20 protein-coding genes are annotated in these 18541 nt (G+C 64.3%); 13 read left to right on the plus strand and 7 right to left on the minus strand.

Translation table 11 applies throughout. The features are described from left to right. Positions 1 to 118 precede the first annotated feature (118 nt). The 3 genes from F1599_RS22180 to F1599_RS22190 form a co-directional block, all read right to left on the minus strand. Positions 119 to 676: a phosphotransferase-like protein gene (locus F1599_RS22180; RefSeq protein WP_190286433.1), complete on the minus strand. Its 558-nt coding sequence runs from the start codon at positions 674 to 676 to the stop codon at positions 119 to 121. Between the two features lie 70 nt (positions 677 to 746). Beyond that, on the minus strand, positions 747 to 1010 hold the full coding sequence (locus tag F1599_RS22185; RefSeq protein WP_150084608.1) for a hypothetical protein: 264 nt from the start codon (positions 1008 to 1010) through the stop codon (positions 747 to 749). A gap of 1018 nt (positions 1011 to 2028) precedes the next feature. Beyond that, the gene (locus F1599_RS22190) at positions 2029 to 2934 is read right to left on the minus strand and encodes a LysR family transcriptional regulator (RefSeq protein ID WP_150084609.1); all 906 of its coding nucleotides are present in this window, start codon (positions 2932 to 2934) and stop codon (positions 2029 to 2031) included. A gap of 186 nt (positions 2935 to 3120) precedes the next feature. Between F1599_RS22190 and F1599_RS22195 the strand changes: the two genes are divergently transcribed. The 8 genes from F1599_RS22195 to F1599_RS22230 all read left to right on the plus strand — a co-directional run bounded on the left by F1599_RS22195 (position 3121) and on the right by F1599_RS22230 (position 10599). After that, complete coding sequence (locus F1599_RS22195) at positions 3121 to 4080, plus strand: 2Fe-2S iron-sulfur cluster-binding protein (protein WP_263364059.1); 960 nt, start codon at positions 3121 to 3123, stop codon at positions 4078 to 4080. Between the two features lie 66 nt (positions 4081 to 4146). After that, positions 4147 to 5400, plus strand: coding sequence for an aromatic ring-hydroxylating dioxygenase subunit alpha (locus tag F1599_RS22200; RefSeq protein WP_150084611.1), 1254 nt, complete (start codon positions 4147 to 4149; stop codon positions 5398 to 5400). Positions 5401 to 5402: 2 nt separating this feature from the next. After that, complete coding sequence (locus F1599_RS22205) at positions 5403 to 5873, plus strand: aromatic-ring-hydroxylating dioxygenase subunit beta (protein ID WP_150084612.1); 471 nt, start codon at positions 5403 to 5405, stop codon at positions 5871 to 5873. A 14-nt stretch (positions 5874 to 5887) separates the two neighbouring features. Further along, a complete protein-coding gene (locus tag F1599_RS22210; protein ID WP_150084613.1) occupies positions 5888 to 6235 on the plus strand; it encodes a non-heme iron oxygenase ferredoxin subunit in 348 nt (115 codons plus the stop codon). A 109-nt stretch (positions 6236 to 6344) separates the two neighbouring features. Further along, positions 6345 to 7028 carry a GntR family transcriptional regulator gene (locus F1599_RS22215; protein WP_395896895.1) on the plus strand — a complete coding sequence of 228 codons (684 nt, stop codon included), beginning with the start codon at positions 6345 to 6347 and terminating at the stop codon, positions 7026 to 7028. Between the two features lie 32 nt (positions 7029 to 7060). Further along, positions 7061 to 7738 carry a DUF2848 domain-containing protein gene (locus F1599_RS22220; protein ID WP_150084615.1) on the plus strand — a complete coding sequence of 226 codons (678 nt, stop codon included), beginning with the start codon at positions 7061 to 7063 and terminating at the stop codon, positions 7736 to 7738. Further along, a complete protein-coding gene (locus tag F1599_RS22225; RefSeq protein WP_150084616.1) occupies positions 7735 to 9057 on the plus strand; it encodes an amidase in 1323 nt (440 codons plus the stop codon). The genes F1599_RS22220 and F1599_RS22225 overlap by 4 nt, the downstream gene beginning before the upstream one ends. 204 nt (positions 9058 to 9261) lie before the next feature. After that, positions 9262 to 10599, plus strand: a complete 1338-nt coding sequence (locus tag F1599_RS22230) for an MFS transporter (RefSeq protein WP_149319468.1) — start codon at positions 9262 to 9264, stop codon at positions 10597 to 10599. Positions 10600 to 10694: 95 nt separating this feature from the next. Here F1599_RS22230 and F1599_RS22235 read toward each other — a convergent pair whose 3' ends face one another. Beyond that, positions 10695 to 11537: an AraC family transcriptional regulator gene (locus tag F1599_RS22235; protein ID WP_150084631.1), complete on the minus strand. Its 843-nt coding sequence runs from the start codon at positions 11535 to 11537 to the stop codon at positions 10695 to 10697. A 145-nt stretch (positions 11538 to 11682) separates the two neighbouring features. Between F1599_RS22235 and F1599_RS22240 the strand changes: the two genes are divergently transcribed. Then, positions 11683 to 12228, plus strand: a complete 546-nt coding sequence (locus F1599_RS22240; protein ID WP_150084632.1) for a carboxymuconolactone decarboxylase family protein — start codon at positions 11683 to 11685, stop codon at positions 12226 to 12228. Between the two features lie 107 nt (positions 12229 to 12335). Next, positions 12336 to 13052 carry a glutamine amidotransferase gene (locus F1599_RS22245; RefSeq protein WP_150084617.1) on the plus strand — a complete coding sequence of 239 codons (717 nt, stop codon included), beginning with the start codon at positions 12336 to 12338 and terminating at the stop codon, positions 13050 to 13052. 28 nt (positions 13053 to 13080) lie between these two features. Here F1599_RS22245 and F1599_RS26010 read toward each other — a convergent pair whose 3' ends face one another. Both F1599_RS26010 and F1599_RS26335 read right to left on the minus strand, forming a co-directional pair. Continuing rightward, on the minus strand, positions 13081 to 13233 hold the full coding sequence (locus F1599_RS26010; RefSeq protein WP_190286434.1) for a hypothetical protein: 153 nt from the start codon (positions 13231 to 13233) through the stop codon (positions 13081 to 13083). A gap of 71 nt (positions 13234 to 13304) precedes the next feature. Further along, a complete protein-coding gene (locus F1599_RS26335; RefSeq protein ID WP_223819816.1) occupies positions 13305 to 14150 on the minus strand; it encodes an NUDIX domain-containing protein in 846 nt (281 codons plus the stop codon). Here F1599_RS26335 and F1599_RS22255 point away from each other — a divergent pair. The 3 genes from F1599_RS22255 (at position 14149) to F1599_RS22265 (ending at position 17186) form a co-directional block, all read left to right on the plus strand. After that, positions 14149 to 15324 carry a porin gene (locus F1599_RS22255; RefSeq protein WP_150084618.1) on the plus strand — a complete coding sequence of 392 codons (1176 nt, stop codon included), beginning with the start codon at positions 14149 to 14151 and terminating at the stop codon, positions 15322 to 15324. The genes F1599_RS26335 and F1599_RS22255 overlap by 2 nt on opposite strands. 260 nt (positions 15325 to 15584) lie before the next feature. After that, positions 15585 to 15839 (plus strand): hypothetical protein, encoded by a 255-nt coding sequence (locus F1599_RS22260; RefSeq protein WP_223819817.1) that lies wholly within the window; start codon positions 15585 to 15587, stop codon positions 15837 to 15839. 243 nt (positions 15840 to 16082) lie between these two features. After that, positions 16083 to 17186: a cation diffusion facilitator family transporter gene (locus F1599_RS22265; protein ID WP_223819818.1), complete on the plus strand. Its 1104-nt coding sequence runs from the start codon at positions 16083 to 16085 to the stop codon at positions 17184 to 17186. A gap of 105 nt (positions 17187 to 17291) precedes the next feature. On the opposite strand, the gene flgL is transcribed toward F1599_RS22265, so the two are convergent. Further along, positions 17292 to 18518: a flagellar hook-associated protein FlgL gene (gene flgL / locus F1599_RS22270; RefSeq protein WP_150084619.1), complete on the minus strand. Its 1227-nt coding sequence runs from the start codon at positions 18516 to 18518 to the stop codon at positions 17292 to 17294. Between the last annotated feature and the right edge of the window lie 23 nt (positions 18519 to 18541).

Here is an 18541-nt window from a genome sequence, read left to right on the forward strand (position 1 = left end):
AGTTGATCCGCTTTGCAATGATCGAATGGTAAGGCAATTGGTTAATGCGGGCCTTTGTTGGGATGTTGCCCGATGGATTGATTGATTGACTGCGACGACGGTCGTCGCGTCCCTCACTCTAGCGTGCGCCGGCCCTGGTTGCCTCTGCGTGGCGCAATACGAAGTCGGCGGTTTCCTCCACCGTCATGGCCGAGGTATCGAGCCACAAGCCGATTCGCGGCGTGTGCTCCAGCCCTGCAGCCAGCGAAGCAGGGGTCCAATCACCGGCATAGGCGGTCTTGCGCCGTTCGGCATCGCGCCGCGCGACCACGTCCAACGCGGGGTTCAGCACCAGTACGCCGGGCGACCAGCGGGACAGCCTCGTGTGGACCTCGTCGAGATACTCACCGAGTATCACGTCCTGATAGATCACCGTGAAGCCCGCATCGGCATAGGCTTCGCACGCGTCGCACGCCAGGCGGTAGCGCAGCGAGAGTTGTTGCAGGGCCTCGTGCGTCAGTTCGGGTGTGATCTCCGCTCTGCCGTTCACGATCATTTTGCGGAACGTGTCGCCACGCAGGTGGACGGACTTTGGCAACCGCTCCGCGATGGCCTGAGCCACCGACGATTTGCCGGCGGCCATCAGGCCGGTGATGATCAGGATGTTGGGGAACAAGGCCGGCTTCAAGATTTCCATATTGCACCAATGGCTTAATTCGCATGTCGTCAAAATGAAATCACGCCGGGATCGCAGCGGAAGCTAACTTCTACGGAAACAGGAAAGCCCATTGTGATCTAACGAGGTTCACAAACCCAGACAGCGCCATTGCGATCGCAATGGTTGGCACAAATCCTAACGCCGGCTCTTTATAGGCTATCCACGCAAAAACCAACACTCCCATAAAGACACTCGACTTAATCCAATACAAGAATTTGGCTGTTCTTGTATCTGTTAAATTTTTACCAAATACAAGCCAAGTTATAAACATTGAAGCAACACAAATCAAGACCACACCGATCCCGATATCCATCTATTTCGCTCCGCAAATCTTCTTACTGGCGTAACGTCCGCTCACTATCGCTCTAAATGGCGATGGGCCGCGTACCCAAACCGCCATTGCGCCGCCCTCTATTCGCGTGATTCCACGGGCTCACATCCACCGAAATCCAGGCCACATTTTCTACATATCTTTGGGCCAAGATCTATGGCCATAAAAGGTGGTAACCGGGGAATCGCACGACACTTCGGGCAGCGGTAGTTTTTGCGGACAAAGAATATTCCCCAAGACACATAAGCAACAACCAATACGGTGTGAAAAATAGGGGAATCGAAGACGGCAAACCCGGCAAAGAATAAGCAAAATATAAATGCCGAAACCACAATCAACGTCCACCTTGCCCGATCGAACTGCTGCAGATCCTTTTTATTTACCGGCATTATGTCCTCTCCTACCATAGAATCTCAGGCTGACGCTGATGTTTTAGCCATCTCAATTATTATCATCATAAGTTCGTTTCATCTAATGCCATTCCGCTCCTCTTAAGGAGCGCAATCCAATTGCTTTTGCTCGCCCGGCATATCCCGCTGCGGCGACGAGGGTCAATCCAATCGAGAAGCTTATCAAGCGTCCCAGATAGCTCTCCAGCCAATAGACCACGGAAAATACCAATGCAACCCCACGACAAGAGCCATCGCGATCGCTATACCACTGAGATTTCCATCTTTCAATAGCTTCGCCACTTCCTTAACGCCTCATTAAAGTGCCTATCGCCCGGCGTTCTCATGGACATGCTCGAGCATCGGTAGGCATCACCACCGTGCCGGGGCGCCGCATGGCAACTAATCAGATCGCATTGCCGGCGGCGAGTCAGAATGGTTGCGCAGGCTAGAGAACCGCAGTACCTCCGATTAGTAGGAAGGTTTACGGAAATAGATTCATTCCGCGTTATCGCAACTTCTTAACGTGTCGAAGTCACGAAGTTTTCCCTACTGAAGTCCGGTCTCGAAATGCTTCAGCCGCGGCGCCGATCTTGCCTTGCGGGGCGCGCTCACCCCTCCGCAAACAACTCAAAAATCAAATCCCTCAACCACTGATTGCCGGGATCCCGGTGATAGCGCCCATGCCAGAACAGATTGATCTGGATGTCCGGCAGATCCACCGGATGGCGGATCGATTTGAGGCCGAAATACGCGGCGCTGCGCTCGGCGAACTTCTCAGTGACGGACGCGACCAGGTCCGTGGTGGCGACGATGTCGGCCAGCGCGACGAAATGCGGCACGCGCAGGCGGATGTTGCGGCGGACCCCGAGCTTGGCCAGGATTTCGTCGACGCGGGCGTGGCCGGTGCCGGCCGCGGTGACCACGACGTGGTCCGCGCGCTCGAAGTCCTGCAGTCGCACGGTACGCCTGTCCAGCGCATGGCCCGCGCGAAACATGCAGACGTAGCGCTGACGAAACAGCCGGCGCTGGTAGAACTCCGATGGCAGTTCGGGCAGATGGCCCACCGCGAGATCGACCTGTCCCACGCTCATCGCGTCGGCGAGGTCGATCGCGGTATTGCGGACGGTGGCGATCGACACGCCGGGTGCCCTTTCGCGCAGCGCGCTCATCAGCCTGGGAATGAAGTGGACCTCGCCGATATCGGTCATCGCCAGCTGGAAGCTGCGGTCGCTGCGCAATGGGTCGAACTCGACCTTGCGGTTCAGGGCTGACTGCAACGCATCCAATGCATAGGCGACCGGCTCCGCGAGGTCCTCCGCCACCGGCGTCGGCAGCATCCCCTTGGCGCTGCGCACGAACAGCTGGTCATCGAAGAGTCGCCGCAATCGCGCCAGCGCGTTGCTGACGGCCGGTTGCGTCAGGCCGAGTTCGCGGGCCGTTCCCGACACGGTACGCAGCCGCAGCAGGTGTTCGAACACGACGAGCAGATTCAGATCGACGTCCTGCAGCCGCATGTCTCCCCCTTTTCCGTTATCACTTTGGTGAATGGGTCATATAAGCGGGATTCTATTGGTTTATCACTGCCGATGTCCGATGATGGGTCCGGACTATAACGACCACCCCCACTACAACCACAACAACAACGACGAACTGGAGACGACATGGAAGTCCGCGTCCTCCCCCATGGACAGCGTCTGGACGTGCCGCAGGGCGAGAATCTGCTGAGCGCGTTGCAGCAGCATGGCGTGCCGATCTCGTACAGCTGCATGGCGGGCCGCTGCGGCACCTGTCGCTGTCGTCTGCTCGAGGGCGATGTGCGGCCAGCCGGCGATGACAGCGCCCACACCCTCATCAACGACGATGAGCAGGGCGGACGCGCCCTGCTCGCCTGCCAATCGATGGTGATGGGTCCCTGTACCATCGAGATCCCCGAGCCCGACGAGGTGGTGGTCCATCCATCTCGCATCGTGAAGGGCACGGTGACCGCACTGGCGGACCTGACGCACGACATCAAGCTGATCCGACTGGCGCCGTCCAAGCCGTTGTCGTTCTCTCCGGGCCAGTACGCGACGCTGCAATTCACGCCGGACCATATTCGCCCCTACTCCATGGCACGGCTGCCGGGCGATGGCGAACTGGAATTTCATGTGCGGATGGTTCCGCAAGGCCGCGTCACCGGCTATATCCGTGAACAGCTGAAGGTCGGCGATACCGTTCGCGTCAGCGGGCCGCTTGGCACGTCCTATCTGCGCACGCGTAACGACGATCCCATTCTTTGCATTGCCGGAGGGACGGGCCTGGCGCCGGTGCTCGCCATCGTGCGAGGCGCGATCGCCGCCGGGCTCTCGAATCCCATCCATCTGTACTTCGGCATTCGATCGCCGCGCGACGCGTATGGGCTGGACTGGTTGAACGAACTGGCACAGCGGCATCCGCGCCTGCGAATCGATGTGGTTTCCACTGAGACGGGCAGCGACCGCGATCTGCGCACCGGGCTCGTCACGGAAGCGGTCGCGCACGACTACGCCGATTTGAACGGATGGCGTGCCTATCTATGTGGCGCACCGCCGATGGTCGAGGCCGCGACGGTACTGCTGCGCGATCGCGGCATCCAAGCCGACCATATCTACGCGGACGCCTTCTACGCATCGAACGATTGATCCACCCGCGCCCCGAATGCACTGACCAACGACAGCCAACCGTCCAACAAGAACAGGAGACATCGCATGGACAGCAACGCCCCACGCAGCGACCCGATATGGACCGACGACGGCATCAGCCGCATCCCATTCCGCGTCTACACTGACCAGCAACTCTATCAGCGCGAACTGGAGCGCTGCTTCTATCGCGGCCATTGGAGCTATGTCGCCCTCGAAGCGGAGATTCCCAATCCCGGCGATTTCAAGCGCACCGCGATCGGTGAGCGCTCCGTCATCGTGATCCGCGATGCGGACGGCGATATCAATGTGGTCGAAAACGTCTGCGCGCATCGCGGCATGAAGTTCTGCCGCGAGCGCAGCGGTAATCGCAAGGACTTCCACTGTCCGTATCACCAGTGGAACTACGACCTGAAGGGCAATCTGCAGGGCGTGCCGTTTCGGCGCGGGGTCAAGCAGGACGGCAAGATCAACGGCGGCATGCCCGCGGATTTCCGGCCGGAGGAACACGGCCTGACCCGGCTGAAGGTCGCTACGCGCGGCGGCGTCGTCTTCGCGTCGTTCGATCACGAGGTCGAGCCGCTGGAGACCTATCTCGGCCCGGACATCCTCGGCTACTTCGATCGTCTCTTCAACGGCCGCAAGCTGAAGCTGCTCGGCTACAACAAGCAGCGCATCCCGGGCAACTGGAAGCTGATGCAGGAGAACATCAAGGACCCCTACCACCCCGGCCTGCTGCATACGTGGTTCGTGACCTTCGGCCTCTGGCGCGCCGACAACAAGGCGCGCCTGGTCATGGACCAGCATTTGCGTCACGCCGCGATGGTTTCGACGCGCGGACAGGGCGGAAAGAGCGACGTGACTTCGGGCGTCGCCAGCTTCAAGGACCAGATGACATTGCAGGACGATCGGCTGCTCGACATCGTGCACGAGCCCTGGTGGGGCGAACCCACCGCGGTGATGATGACCATCTTTCCCAGCGTGATCTTCCAGCAGCAGGTCAATTCGGTGTCCACGCGGCATATCCAGCCGCGCGGTCCAGATACCTTCGATTTCGTCTGGACACACTTCGGCTTCGAGGACGACGACGAGACCATGACGCGCCGCCGCCTGCGCCAAGCCAATCTGTTCGGCCCCGCCGGCTTCGTCTCGGCCGACGACGGCGAGGCCATTGAATGCTCGCAGCAAGGCTTTGCGCAAAAGCCATGGCATCGCGTGCTGGCCGAACTGGGCGGACGCACCGCGGAGAACACGGACCATATGGTGACCGAGACGCTGATTCGCGGCATGTACGCCTACTGGCGCAAGGTAATGGAGGTCTGAAGATGGAATTCGTCGACTACCACGCGTTGCTGACCTTGTACGCCGATTACGCCAGCGTCGTCGACAACGGCGACTGGGACCGCTGGCCCGATTTCTTCACCGACGACTGTATCTACAAGGTCCAGCCGCGAGAAAACCACGAACGCGGCCTGCCGCTGGCGACGCTGTCGTTCGAAAGCAAGGCCATGCTGCGCGATCGCATCTACGGCATTCGCGAGACGCTGTTCCACGATCCCTACTATCAGCGCCACATCGTCGGCGCGCCGCTGGTGCGCAGCGCCGACGGCGAGCGCATCGTGTCCGAGGCCAATTACGCGGTACTGCGCACCAAACCCGATCAGCTGACGGATGTGCTGAACGCCGGCCGCTATCTCGACACCGTCGTGCGCACGCCCGATGGCCTGCGTTTCGCCTCGCGGCTTTGCATATTCGACAGCGAGATGATCCCCAACTCGCTGATCTATCCAATCTGATGCGGGAGAGAACGATGACCGAAAGCTGGACCGAGGCCGCCCCCCTTGCGAGGGTGCCGCAGGACGACGTGATCGCCGTGGATGTGGGCGGACGCGAGATCGCGCTGTACGGCGTCGATGGCGAGATCTATGCCACCGACAACCTCTGCACGCATGGCCACGCGAGGCTGTGCGACGGGTTCCTCGACGGACACGAGATCGAATGCCCGTTGCATCAGGGCAAGTTCGACGTCCGGACCGGTGCGGCCGTGTGCGCGCCGGTGACGGAGGGCGTTCGCAGCTATCCGGTGCGGGTCCAGGGCGGGAAGGTCTTTATCGACCTCGGCGCCCATAACGCCGCGCGGGGAGAACCGCCCGCCTGAAGGCGACTCCGCGTAAACCCTGATAAATCCGGCCCTTGTTCTCTGTGAAATATCACACTAGTATCACTCCAACTTCAGAGAGAACGAGAACCGGACCGTGGCGACATCCATTCGACTGGTAGGAACCGACGACGACAGTGGCAAGCAGACCGCCTCCCAGACCGGGGCGGCCATGCGCGAACTGGCCTATACGGAAATCAAGCGGCGCATCATTTCGTGCGAATTCCGGCCTGGCGAGCCATTGAACGAGGCCCAGGTCGCGGCCATGCTCGGGCTGGGCCGCACGCCGGTCCATCAGGCGCTGCATCGGCTGGAGGTCGAAGGGCTGGTGTCGATCATGCCGCGCAAGGGCGTGCTGGTGACCCCGCTGTCCCTGAACGAAGTGCTGGACATGATCGAGGTTCGCGCTACCAACGAGGTGCTGTGCGCCACGCTGGCCTGCGAGCGCGGCCACGACAGCGATTTCAAGGCAATGCGCGACATCGTCGATCGCTCGCCCCCGCTGATCGCCGGTCGTGACATCCCCGCGCTGGCATCGCTGGACCTGAAGTTCCATACGGCGATGTCCGCCGCCTCCCGCAATCGGGTACTGGCCGAATTGCTGCGCGGCCTGCACGAAAAGCAGGCGCGCTTCTGGTTCCTGTCGCTGTCCGACCCGCAGCATCTCGAGAACGTCTACCAGGAGCACCTGGAGATCGTCGACGCGCTGGAGCGCCGGGATGTGCCGGCGGTGCGGGAAGCGGTCCGCACGCATATCGACGAATTCCGGAAGAACATCATCCGGACGCTCTAACCCCCTCTTTTCCCCAATCAAGGTAGTACGCAATGCCGACACTGCATTTCCAAGTTGCCGGCGGGGGCGAACTCGCCCTCGACATTCAACGTCTGATCATCGCCGGATGGACCGGGCGCGATCTCGAGGCCGTCCAGCACCATATCGAAGAGCTGCAGGCCATCGGCGTGAAGCCGCCCGCCAGCGTGCCGACCTTCTATCCGCTGGCGGCGTCGCTGCTGACCACGGCCGATGTCATCGAGGTGCCGCGCGACGACTCCTCCGGCGAAATCGAAGTGGTGCTGCTGCAGGCGGGCGATGGACTGTACGTCGGCGTCGGCTCGGACCACACCGACCGCAAGGTCGAGGCCTATGACGTGACGGTGTCCAAGCAGATGTGCGACAAGCCGGTCGGCAAGCAGGTCTGGCGCTTCGAGGAAGTGGCCGACCACTGGGACAGCCTCGAGATGCGCTGCTGGCGCGTGCGCGACGGCGAGCGCGCGCTGTACCAGGAAGGCAAGGTCACGCGCCTGCTCGACCCGCGCGAGCTGATCCAGCGCCTGACCGGCGAGTCGTCGCTGCCGGCTGGCACGGCGATGTTCTGCGGAACCCAGGCGGTGATCGGCGAGCTGGGCCATGGCGAGGCCTTCGAGGTCGAACTGCATGATCCGGTGCGCAACCGCACGCTGCGCCACGCGTATCGCGTCGAAAGCCTGGCGGTGGCCGAATGAGCGAGTCGACCATTGCGGCGCTGGCGGCCAGGCTGGCTGCCGGACAGACCACCAGCGTCGCGCTGACCGAGCAGGCGCTGGCGCGCATCGACAGCCATCGCCGCGCCGGCGGTGTTGCCTTTATCGAGGTGGACGAGGCCGGCGCGCTCGCCGCTGCGCGCGCCGCCGACCAGGCACGCGCCGCCGGCCTGGTGGTCTCCCCTCTCGCCGGCCTGCCGGTGTCCATCAAGGACCTGTTCGATGTGCGCGGACAAGTGACCCGCGCCGGCTCGCGCGTGCTCGACGGCAATGCACCGGCGACCGCGGACTCGCCCGCCGTGGCGCGCCTGCGTGCTGCCGGTGCGGTGCTGATCGGTCGCACCAATATGAGCGAGTTCGCGTTCTCGGGACTGGGCCTGAACCCCCACTACGGCACGCCGCGCACGCCGCTCGACACCGAGCGGATCGCCGGAGGGTCCACCTCTGGCGGCGCGGTCAGCGTCGCAGGCGGCATGGCGGTGGCCGCGCTAGGCACCGATACCGGGGGCTCGATCCGCATTCCGTCGGCGTTTTGTGGCCTGACCGGTTTCAAGCCGACCGCGCGCCGCGTGCCGCTCGATGGCGCCGTGCCGCTGTCGACGTCGCTGGATTCTGCCGGCCCGTTGGCCCGATCGGTTGCGTGCTGCGCGGCCATCGATGCCGTGCTGAGCGGCGAGGCACTCGACGCTCGTCCTACAACGCTCGCGGGATTGCGCCTCTACGTGACGCGCGATTTCGTTTGCGATGGCCTGGAGGCCGAGGTCGCCCAGGCATTCGAGGACATGCTGTCGCGGCTGTCGGCGCAAGGCGCGCGCATCGTGCCGTTCGACTTCCCCGAGCTGCGGCGCCTGCCCGAGATCAACGCGGCCGGCGGCCTGACGGCGGCCGAGGCGTGGGCGCTGCATCGCGAGTGGCTGTCGCGCGATGGCGATCGCTACGACCAGCGGGTTGCGCAGCGCATCCGGCGCGGCGAGCAACTGAGCGCGGCAGATTACATCACGCTGCTCGCCGAGCGTCGCGCGATGCAGCGCCAAGCCGCCGAGCGGCTGCGCGATGCCGATGCGTGGCTGATGCCCACCGTCGCGATGCGCCCGCCGCGGCTCGATGCGTTGGACCGTGACGAGGACTTCTTCGCGACCAACGGACTGGTGCTGCGCAACCCGAGCGTGATCAATTTCCTGGACGGCTGCGCGGTGTCATTGCCGGTCGCACCGGGCATCGGCCTCGGCGTTTGCGGCCTGCATGGCCAGGACGCCCGCGTGCTGCAGGTCGCCGGATCGATCGAGCCGCTGCTGCACTGATGCGGCCGCCGTCCGCAGTCGGCCCGCAGTAGCGCCAACCGCGGCGGCCCCCGCAGGCGCACGCAGCACGCCGCACGCCGCACGCCGCACGCCGCGGCAGAGAGAAGATCGCGCCGCCACCGCGGCGCCCCCCAGCACAGCGACCCTCCGAGGGCTGCGCCAATGCAGCGCAGCCCCGCCCACCACACCCAAGGAGCAACACCGATGTCTTCCGTGATGAGCGGCGCCGCGGGCGCCTTAGAGAACTTGCAGCCCACCGAGGTGGCGCGGCAATGCGAAGTGGCATATCGCAAGATCGCCATCCGCCTGATTCCCTTTCTGGTCTTTCTCTTCATCCTCGCCTGGATCGACCGCGTCAACGTGGGCTTCGCCAAGCTGCAGATGCTGCAGGATCTGCAATTCAGCGAAGCGGTGTACGGCTTCGGCGCCGGCATCTTCTTCCTCGGTTATTTCCTGTTCGAGGTGCCGAGCAACCTGCTGCTCGAGAAGATCGGCGCGCGCAAGACGCTGGCTCGCATCACGATCCTGTGGGGACTCGCGTCGATGGCGATGATCTTCGTCAAGACGCCGATGCAGTTCTACGCGTTGCGCTTCCTGCTGGGCGTGTTCGAGGCGGGCTTCTTCCCCGGCGTCGTGCTGTATCTGACGTACTGGTTCCCGGCGGCGCGGCGCGCGCGCATCAACGGCCTGTTCATGACGTCGTTCGCCATCGCCGGCGTGATCGGCGGCCCGCTGGCCGGCTTCATCATGACGACGATGGATGGCGTCGACGGGCTTGCCAACTGGCAATGGCTGTTCGTGCTCGAAGGCATTCCGTCGGTGCTCGCCGGCATCGCCGTCATGATGTACCTGCCGGAAAAGCCGGCAAACGCGCGCTGGCTGTCCGACGCCGAGAAGCAACTGGTCACGCGCACCATCGAGGCCGAGAATCGCGATCCGGCCAAGCACTCGACGCTGAAAGCCGCGTTCGCCAATTCCCGCGTGTGGATCTGCGCCGCGATCTACTTCTGCGTCGTCAGCGGCAACGCCACCATCGCGTTCTGGTCGCCGTCGATCATCAAGGAGCTGGGCGTGCAGGGCAATCTGCAGATTGGCCTGGTATCGGCCATCCCGTTCATCGCGGGCACCATCGCCATGGTCCTCAACGGCATTCATTCGGACCGCAGCGGCGAACGCCGGATGCACTGCGCGATGGCGACATTGCTGGCGGCCGTCGGCCTGACGCTGACCGGTCTATGGCTGCACAGTGCGATGCTGGCTCTGGTGGCGCTGACGCTGGCGTCGATCGGCATCCTGGCCGCGTTCCCGGTGTTCTGGTCGCTGCCGTCCGCCTTTCTCGCCGGCACCGCTGCCGCCGGCGGCATCGCGCTGATCAACTCGATCGGCAACCTTGCTGGATTCGTGGCGCCGTACATGATCGGCTGGTTCAAGACCAATACCGGCCAGCTGTCGTCGGGCCTGTACTTCGTGGCGTTCCTGGAGGCGTGCGCGACCGTGCTGGTGCTGGCCGCCATACGCGGCCGCGCCGCGGTGGTTCGCTGACCCCGGGAATTGCGCTCGCCTGCCGAGGCCCCCACAAGGCAACGCGTGGGGGAACGCGAAAGCCCGCCTCGTCCGTCGATCGATGGCGGCGCTCGCTACACCGACTCCGCCAACCACTTGCGCGGCGACACCCCCATCCGCTGCCGGAATGCCTTCGAGAAAGACGACGCGCTGGCAAACCCGAGCTCCGTGGCGATCAGGTTCACCGGTCGCCCGGAGCGCATCATCGATGCGCCGAGGCTGAGCCGCCAGTCCGTCAGATACGCCGCTGGCGTCGTACCGGTCGCGTCCTTGAACGCCGCGGCAAACGCGCTGCGGGACATGCCCGCGGTCGAGGCCATCCGTGCCAGCGACCAGTCCTCGTACGGCGAACGATGCAGCGCGACGAGCGCCTTCGCCAGGCGTGGATCGGACAGCCCCATGATCAGACCGCTGGTCACGCCGACCTCCGCAGGATGGTCGATGATCCAGCGCAGCAGCTGGATCAGCACGACCTCGAACAATCGGTCTGCCAGCACGCGGGAGCCGCAGCGGACGTGATCCGCCTCGGCGAACAGCAGGTCCAGCGCAGGCCGCAGCCCTTCCACCGTGTCCAGCGGCACCCGGACCAGTGACGGCAGCGATTGCACGATCGGGTTTCGTTCGCCGCCGTCGAAATCCAGCGTCGCGCAGGTGAAATCCGAGCCGTCCTCGGGCGGATTGACGAACTGATGGTGCACGGGCCGGGGATAGAGCAGCAGCGTCGGCTCGGCGAGGTGGAAACGCGGCACGTCTGTGTCGCCGGGCCGGTGCCGCACTTCCATCTCGCCACGGCGAAGGACGTGCAGGAAGGCGCGCCCCGGCAGCGGCTCGAAGGTCGATCGTCCGCACAGCTTGCCGGTATGGAACAGCCTGGTGCGGACACGGAACCGGTCCAGCAATGCGGTCAGCCGATCCACCGGATCGGCCGTGGTCTGCGCGAGCGTTTCGGATGGAAGGACACGTTTCATGGACGTTATTGCACCTTGCGTCCAGCCATTCTACCTACCATTGATTCCGACCGCTCCATTCGGACGGCAGCCTTCCACCTCAAGGAGTGACCACATGTCTCGCGTCCCGCTGATCGATCCCAATCACACCACCGCCGAGCGCCAGGCGCTGCTGGCGCAGATCCACGGCGCGTTCGGCGCCACGCCGAACATGTTCAAGGCCGTGGCCAACTCTCCTGCCGCGCTGCGGAGCATGTGGGGCAGCTTCGGCGCGCTCGGCGGCGGCGTCATTCCTGCCCAGCTTGGCGAGCAGATCGCCGTGGCGATCGCCAACCGCAATGCCTGCGAATACTGCCTTGCGGCCCACACGGCGCTGGGCCGCAAGGCAGGCGCCAGTGCCGAGGAAATGTCCGCGGCGCAGGGTGGCGAATCCACCGATCCCAAGACCGCCGCGGCCCTGCGCTTCGCGTTGAGAGTCGTGGAGGCGCGCGGCCAGGTCAACGATACCGATGTGCGGGCCGTTCGTGAGGCAGGCTTCAGCGACGAGGAAATCGTCGAGATCCTCGCGCACGTGGCGCTGAACCTGTTCACCAATTACGTCAATGTGGCGTTCGCCGTGCCGGTGGACTTTCCGGCGGTGAAGCTGCGCGCCGCGGCGTAAGCGGGCTCGCCATTGGCGTTGGGACGGGCCGGAGCATCCGCCCCCGCCCCGCCGATCGAATTGCCAGCCAATATCGCAAATCGCTTGATTGAATGGAGCAGAACCGCATGCATCGCACCGCATTGGCGATCCGTCATGTTGCCTTTGAAGACCTCGGCATCATTGAACCGCTATTGATCGAGCGCGGCTATACGGTCCGCTATCTGGAGGCCGGTGTCGACGCGATCGACAGCGCGACAGTGACGGCGGCGGATCTGTTGGTGGTGCTGGGTGGCCCGATCGGTGTGTACGAGACCGATCGCTACCCCTTTCTCGCCGCGGAGAAGGACGCCATCGCGGCGCGGCTCAGGCAGGACAAGCCGACCTTGGGCATCTGCCTCGGCGCGCAACTGATGGCGGCAGCGTTGGGGGCAACGGTGACGCCGACAGGCAAGGTGGAAATCGGCTACGGGGCACTGACTCTGACCGGGGAAGGCCGAGCCTCGCCATTGCGGCATGTCGGCGAAATTCCAGTACTGCATTGGCATGGCGACCAGTTCGCGATTCCGGAGAGGGCATCGCGTTTGGCTGAAACCGCGGGATTCCCCAATCAGGCATTTGCGCTAGGGCCGCATATTCTCGGCCTGCAATTTCATCTCGAGGCCGATCACCGGCAGATCGAGCGCTGGTTGATCGGCCATGCGCATGAACTGGCGGCGCATCGGCTGGACATCGCGGCGATCCGCGCGGATGCGGCGCGGCATGGTTCGGTACTCGAGCGCGCCGCGCGTGCCGTCATCGGCGAATGGCTCGACGCACTGCGGTTCGGACAGACAGTCGGATGAACACGAATCGGGACGGGCTGGTCCCGCCCTACCTGTCCCGCGTGACGCTGACGCCGGCGTCGACGGTGCCGTACATGGTGATGCCGGATTGCCGGTCGCCCGGGGCACCGGTACTACTGCAGCCGGACACAACGCCCAGCAGCAAGACAAGGCTGGCGGCACTGAGGAAGATTTTCTGCATGACGGTTCTCAATTCGGTCGGAATCCGGGTTGGACGATATTGGCCCGCGTGAGTTTCCCGGCTGCCATCCCTTACTGCGTATATTGTTTAGTGCTGGCTTCCACCACCGTCTGCGCCCATTGCAGAATCGGTCCGAAGCGCGGCGGCAGCAGTTCGAGCGCCGCGGCGAACGACACCCAGCGAAATTCGTGATGTTCCGGCCGTCCGAGCTCCGCGCTGAGCGGAAGGCTGACCTGCCCTTCGCGGGACAAGGCAATGTAGAAGCGCGCGACCTTGCCTTTGGCGTAGGGCTCGGTCTCACGATAGTCATCGCCCCAAGGCATCGCCAGCGCCGACAAACCCGTTTCCTCGGCGGTCTCGCGCAGCGCCGTCTCCAACAGCGCCTCACCGGGCTCCGGCCTTCCCTTCGGAAGGTCCCAATTGCGGTACGCGCGCAGGACCAGGCAACGCCATTCGTCTTCGATCCAGCGCACCACCACCAGTCCCGCCGAACGGTTAGCGACGATCATGTCTCCCTCCGCTTTTCGATCCGCTGACTGTACCTGATCGGCCGGAATCGCATCCTTGTTCCGGCTTGTTTCGTCGCGCAGCACAGTGAGCGGAAATGACACACGGCATGCGGCGGACAGCGTTGCGGCCCCGTCGGCGCATCGCTGACCGATTCCGCAACAACTGTTCTCGTACGACGCATCGACCGGTCCTCGAACGCCGCGCCTCGCGACGCCCATGGCGAGTGTCCTGTTTCGTTTTTCCGCATCGGTTGGCACGGTTGCTTCAAGCGTGCACATCGCTGCCTCACCGCGCCACAACCCTTCGATCTGCTCCTCTTCTTCCACTGCTCCGGCATGCCGCTTGCGCAATGCGGCCGGCCGGCGAACCGGCCGCATCAGATCAACAACACCAGAGGAGACATCCATGCATCACCAACACCCGGTGCGGAAACCGCGCCAGCTGTCCATTCGTCTTGCCTGTGTCATCGGCGCGCTGGCCTGCGCCAGCCATGCGGGCGCGGCGGAGTTCCAGGCCGGCGACTGGACGCTGACGGTAGGCGGCAACATCAATGCCTTCTATACGACAAACTCGTGCTCGGGCGACAACATCGGCGGCCTCGCGCTTGGCAGCCGCGCGCTCGCTTGCGGCGGCAAGGACAACAGCACGGTCATCGGCAATGGCCTGCTGCCGAGCTATCTGTCCGTTGGCGCGAAGTCGCGCCAGGACGAGTACGATGTGGCCGCGCTGATCGGTATCGGCGCCGCAGCTGCCACCGGAGATGCCATCTCGCAGAACAACGTGGTGGACGTGCGCCAGGCCTACCTGACGTTCGGCAATGGCAGCATGGGCACGGTCAAGCTCGGTCGCGACTATGGGCTGTACGGCTACAACGCGATCATCAACGACATGACGTTGCTCGGCGTCGGTGCCGCGACGCGTGCCACGCAGCGCGGTCGCGTATCGCTGGGTCATATCGGCGCGGGCTACGCCTATGTCGGCACCTATGGCCAGTTCGTCTACACCACGCCGTCCTTCAGCGGCTTGTCCGTCGACGTGGCGGTGATGAGCCCGGTCGACCAGCAGCCCGTGATTGGCGTACCCGACTACACGGCGAAGAACACGCCGCAGTTCCAGGGCCGCGTCAATTTCGGCACCGACCAGTACAAGCTGTGGCTCGGCGGCAAGTCCCAGCGGCTCGAAGATGCTGCCGGAAGATCGCTGAACATGACTGCAGTGGAAGTCGGCGGCTCCGTGAACGCGGGGCGTTTTGGTCTGCTGGCAAACTTCCAGACCGGCAAGGGCCTGGGCATCCTTTCGGACGCCGACCAGGGCGACGTGCGGAGTTCGGCCTACCTTGTGCAAGGGACCTACAAGGCAACGGACCGGATCAAGCTGGGCCTTGGCTATGGCCAGAGCCGCAACAGCGACAACCCCGGGACCGGCCTCAAGTCCAACGCCAATCTCACCGCGGGCCTGTACTACAGCCTGACCAAGAGCATCACGCTGGTCGCCGAGGTCGGCGAGACGCGATCGAAGTCGTTCGACGGGCTGTCGGCAAGACAGCGGGGCGGCGCGTTGGGGGGCATCCTGTTGTTCTGATCGCAGGCGTGCGGCCCCAATGCCGCCGAGGTGAGGGCGGGCCAAGACCCGCCCCGGATGCGTTCCGCGGGCCGCCGCCATGCGGAAGCCGTCAACGTTCGACGCGACGCGCGCGTTATCGGACTGTCGGTCCCGATTTCGGCATCGAAGCGGGACGGAGCGCGTGGGCGGTGCCCGTGGCGCTTCCCCGCGACATCCGAAAGCCGACGCTGTCGGCCGTTTCGTATTGCAGTTCTCCCTTCGACCAAGGAGAAGACGTCATGCGCATTCCGTCCATCGGCAAACTGGCAGTATTCGCCGCCGCCATGTCCTTCCTGGTTTCTGGCACGGTCCAGGCTCAGGCGGCATCCCCGGCGACACCAGCCACGCCTGCCAGCCCGGCCACGCCAGCAAAGCCCGCTGCGCCGGCTGCAACGAAAGACCATGCCACCAAGACCGCGAAGGCGAAGCACAAGCGGTCGCACCATGCCGTCCAAAAGGCGAAGTCCCATCGCAAGGAAAAGGCAGCCAGCTGACCATCAACCGCGGGGCGCCGGCCTGCGCGCAGGGCGCAATACCGGCGCAAGTCGAAGATGTCCGCCCGTCATCCTGGCGCGCGGAACACGGGCAGGCCCTGCCCCGACGTACGTTTTACATCGCAACAAGAACAATTTACCGGGCGGCGGACGGCCTTGAGTCGGTGCCGCCCCGCGCTGTGCCGCACCGGCAGGCCAAGGGCCGCTCGGGAACGCCTGTTGCATCACGACCCATTCATCAGGGTGGACGACCACCTTCGCACACCGAGCGGCGGCATCATCGCGAATGCGCCGCCGAGCAATGGGCAAATGGGCAATTGGCAAATGGGCACCATGATCGGCTACAAGGACTCCCCGCCTCGCGACCTCGCGCCGTCGTCAACGGGCAAATCCGCGAAATCTCCCGTCGCCATTTATGGAGCGATCGCGGCCAATTCCGCCATCGCGATCACGAAGTTCATCGTGGCCGGCGTCACGGGAAGCTCGGCAATGATCTCGGAAGCCATTCACTCCACGGTGGACACCGGCAACGAGGTCCTGCTGCTGATCGGGATTGCGCGCAGCCGCCGCGCCGCCGATCCGCAGCATCCCTTCGGCTACGGCAAGGAACTGTACTTCTGGAGCCTGATCGTGGCGGTGCTGATCTTCGGCGTCGGCGGCGGCATCTCGGCGTACGAGGGCGTCCTGCACATGATGGATCCCGAGCCGTTGCGCGACCCGCACTGGAACTACGTCGTACTCGCCAGCGCCGCGGTGTTCGAAGGCATCAGCTTCGTCATCGCCTTGCGCCAGTTCTACCGCGAAAAGGGCGACGCACCGTTCTGGGCGGCCTTGCGCGCGAGCAAGGACCCCACCACCGTCACTGTGCTCGCCGAAGATGCTGCCGCGCTGGCGGGCCTGGCACTGGCTGCGTTTGGCGTATACGCCAGTCATCGCTGGAACATGCCCGTCCTCGACGGCGCGGCGTCAGTGGCGATCGGCGTGCTGCTGGCCGGCGTCGCGACGGTGCTGGTAGTGGAGAGCCGCAGCCTGCTGGTCGGCGAGGGCGTGAACCGGGAGATGGCGCTGGGAATCCAGCGTCTCGCGCAGGAGGATCCGTGCATCGAGCGCGCCGGCAGGCCGCTGACCATGCATTTTGGTCCGGACGACGTACTGGTTACGCTGGATGTGCAATTCATGGCCGACGCCAGCCGTGACGACATGGCGCGCTCGGTGGAGCGGGTCGAACGGCAGATCCGCGCTCGCTACCCTGCGGTCAGGCGCATCTATATCGAGGCGCGGCTGATGTCGGTGGCCGCGCAACGCCCCGGCGAGCAGGCGCCCGCGGGCGGGCTGTCCGGCACGTGAGTGGGGCGTGTGGGGCGTGAGCAGGGCGTGATGCAAAAGGGGCTGGTCTGATGCCAGCCCCACCTGCCGTGCAAGAGGACCACCCCGGACGGATGGTCCCTGCCCTTACCGCAGGTAATTGAACAGATTCATCCCCTGAATCTGCATGAATGACTGCTGCGCCGCCTGCAGCGCCGTCTGACGCTGGTAGTACTCGGCAATGGCCGACGCATAGTCCAGATCCTGCAATCCCGACAGCGTCTGCTCGTAGTTCAGGTCGCGATTGGCGCCGATGGTGTCGAGCGCATCGAGTTCCTGCATCCGCGAGCCGACCGACGCGCGTACCGTCAGCACGTTGTCGAGCGAGTTGGACATCTTGCGGTTGGCGGTCGCCAGGGCGTTGTCCAGCCGCGCGCGATCGGCTTCGGTGGTCACCGGCTGCTTCAGCGCATCGATGGCCGCCTTGATGTTGGCGAAGATGTCGGTGCCGGCCTGCTTGGCCGGGGCCAGCGTCATCGAGTCGCCGTTGGCCGGCGCGCCCTTGACGGTGAACGACACGCCGCCGAACTGGATCGCATCGCCGGCGACGTAGGGGGTCGCGGGCACGATGGCCGTGGGGGGTACGGCGCTGTTGTCGGTGACGGTGTAAGTGGTATTGCCGCTGCCGTCGACGGCGAAGTCGATCGAGAACGCGTGGCCGTACAGCGGGTCGGTCGGGTCGGTCACCGACAGCGCGCCGTAGAGCGCCGTGCCGGTGTTGCCGCCGTCGGCGGTCATCACGTAGTCGGCCGAGCCCGTGACGCTGAGGAACACATCGCGGCCGTTGTCGCCGGCGGCCATCTGACGGGCGACGTCGACCTGCAGCAGCTGGGAACCGGTGTCGCCGACGTATTGCACCGTGCCGCCATTGGCGGCGAACGGCGGCGTGCCCGACTTGAAGCCGGCAAACAGGTACTGGCCGTTGCCGTCGTCGGCATTGGCCAGGCCCAGCAGCTGCTCGTAGTTGCTCTGCAGTTCGGCGGCGATCGACGCGCGGTCGGCGTTGCTGATGGTGCCGTTGCCGCCGGAGACGATCAGCGTCTGCACGTTCTGGATCGTGGTGATCACGCTCTGCAACGTCTTTTCCTCAAGCGCCAGGCTGATGTTGGCCTGGGTGCGCGAGGTCGCGTACTGCTCGTTGACGGCGCCGGCCTGCGCCACGCCCAGTGCGCGCGTGGCGGCGATCGGATCGTCGGACGGGTTCAGCACACGGCGGCCGGTGCCGAGCTGCTGCTGCACGTGCAGCAGCGAGGACTGCTGGCCGTTCATCGCGGACAGGCCGAGCTGGTAGAACGTGGAAGTGGCGACACGCATGATGGTTTCCTGGTCTCGGTAGG

The organism is Cupriavidus cauae (assembly GCF_008632125.1).
Classification (GTDB): Bacteria; Pseudomonadota; Gammaproteobacteria; order Burkholderiales; family Burkholderiaceae; genus Cupriavidus; species Cupriavidus cauae.

Excerpts from the sequence above, each read along its gene's own strand:
- F1599_RS22260 (WP_223819817.1), top strand. The coding sequence starts at position 15,585 with ATGCGCATTCCGTCCATCGGCAAACTGGCAGTATTCGCCGCCGCCATG.
- F1599_RS22225 (WP_150084616.1), top strand. The coding sequence starts at position 7,735 with ATGAGCGAGTCGACCATTGCGGCGCTGGCGGCCAGGCTGGCTGCCGGA.
- F1599_RS22220 (WP_150084615.1), top strand. The coding sequence starts at position 7,061 with ATGCCGACACTGCATTTCCAAGTTGCCGGCGGGGGCGAACTCGCCCTC.
- F1599_RS22190 (WP_150084609.1), bottom strand. The coding sequence starts at position 2,934 with ATGCGGCTGCAGGACGTCGATCTGAATCTGCTCGTCGTGTTCGAACAC.
- F1599_RS26335 (WP_223819816.1), bottom strand. The coding sequence starts at position 14,150 with ATGGATGTCTCCTCTGGTGTTGTTGATCTGATGCGGCCGGTTCGCCGG.
- F1599_RS26010 (WP_190286434.1), bottom strand. The coding sequence starts at position 13,233 with ATGCAGAAAATCTTCCTCAGTGCCGCCAGCCTTGTCTTGCTGCTGGGC.
- F1599_RS22255 (WP_150084618.1), top strand. The coding sequence starts at position 14,149 with ATGCATCACCAACACCCGGTGCGGAAACCGCGCCAGCTGTCCATTCGT.
- flgL (WP_150084619.1), bottom strand. The coding sequence starts at position 18,518 with ATGCGTGTCGCCACTTCCACGTTCTACCAGCTCGGCCTGTCCGCGATG.
- F1599_RS22240 (WP_150084632.1), top strand. The coding sequence starts at position 11,683 with ATGTCTCGCGTCCCGCTGATCGATCCCAATCACACCACCGCCGAGCGC.
- F1599_RS22180 (WP_190286433.1), bottom strand. The coding sequence starts at position 676 with ATGGAAATCTTGAAGCCGGCCTTGTTCCCCAACATCCTGATCATCACC.
- F1599_RS22245 (WP_150084617.1), top strand. The coding sequence starts at position 12,336 with ATGCATCGCACCGCATTGGCGATCCGTCATGTTGCCTTTGAAGACCTC.
- F1599_RS22205 (WP_150084612.1), top strand. The coding sequence starts at position 5,403 with ATGGAATTCGTCGACTACCACGCGTTGCTGACCTTGTACGCCGATTAC.
- F1599_RS22210 (WP_150084613.1), top strand. The coding sequence starts at position 5,888 with ATGACCGAAAGCTGGACCGAGGCCGCCCCCCTTGCGAGGGTGCCGCAG.
- F1599_RS22230 (WP_149319468.1), top strand. The coding sequence starts at position 9,262 with ATGTCTTCCGTGATGAGCGGCGCCGCGGGCGCCTTAGAGAACTTGCAG.
- F1599_RS22200 (WP_150084611.1), top strand. The coding sequence starts at position 4,147 with ATGGACAGCAACGCCCCACGCAGCGACCCGATATGGACCGACGACGGC.
- F1599_RS22185 (WP_150084608.1), bottom strand. The coding sequence starts at position 1,010 with ATGGATATCGGGATCGGTGTGGTCTTGATTTGTGTTGCTTCAATGTTT.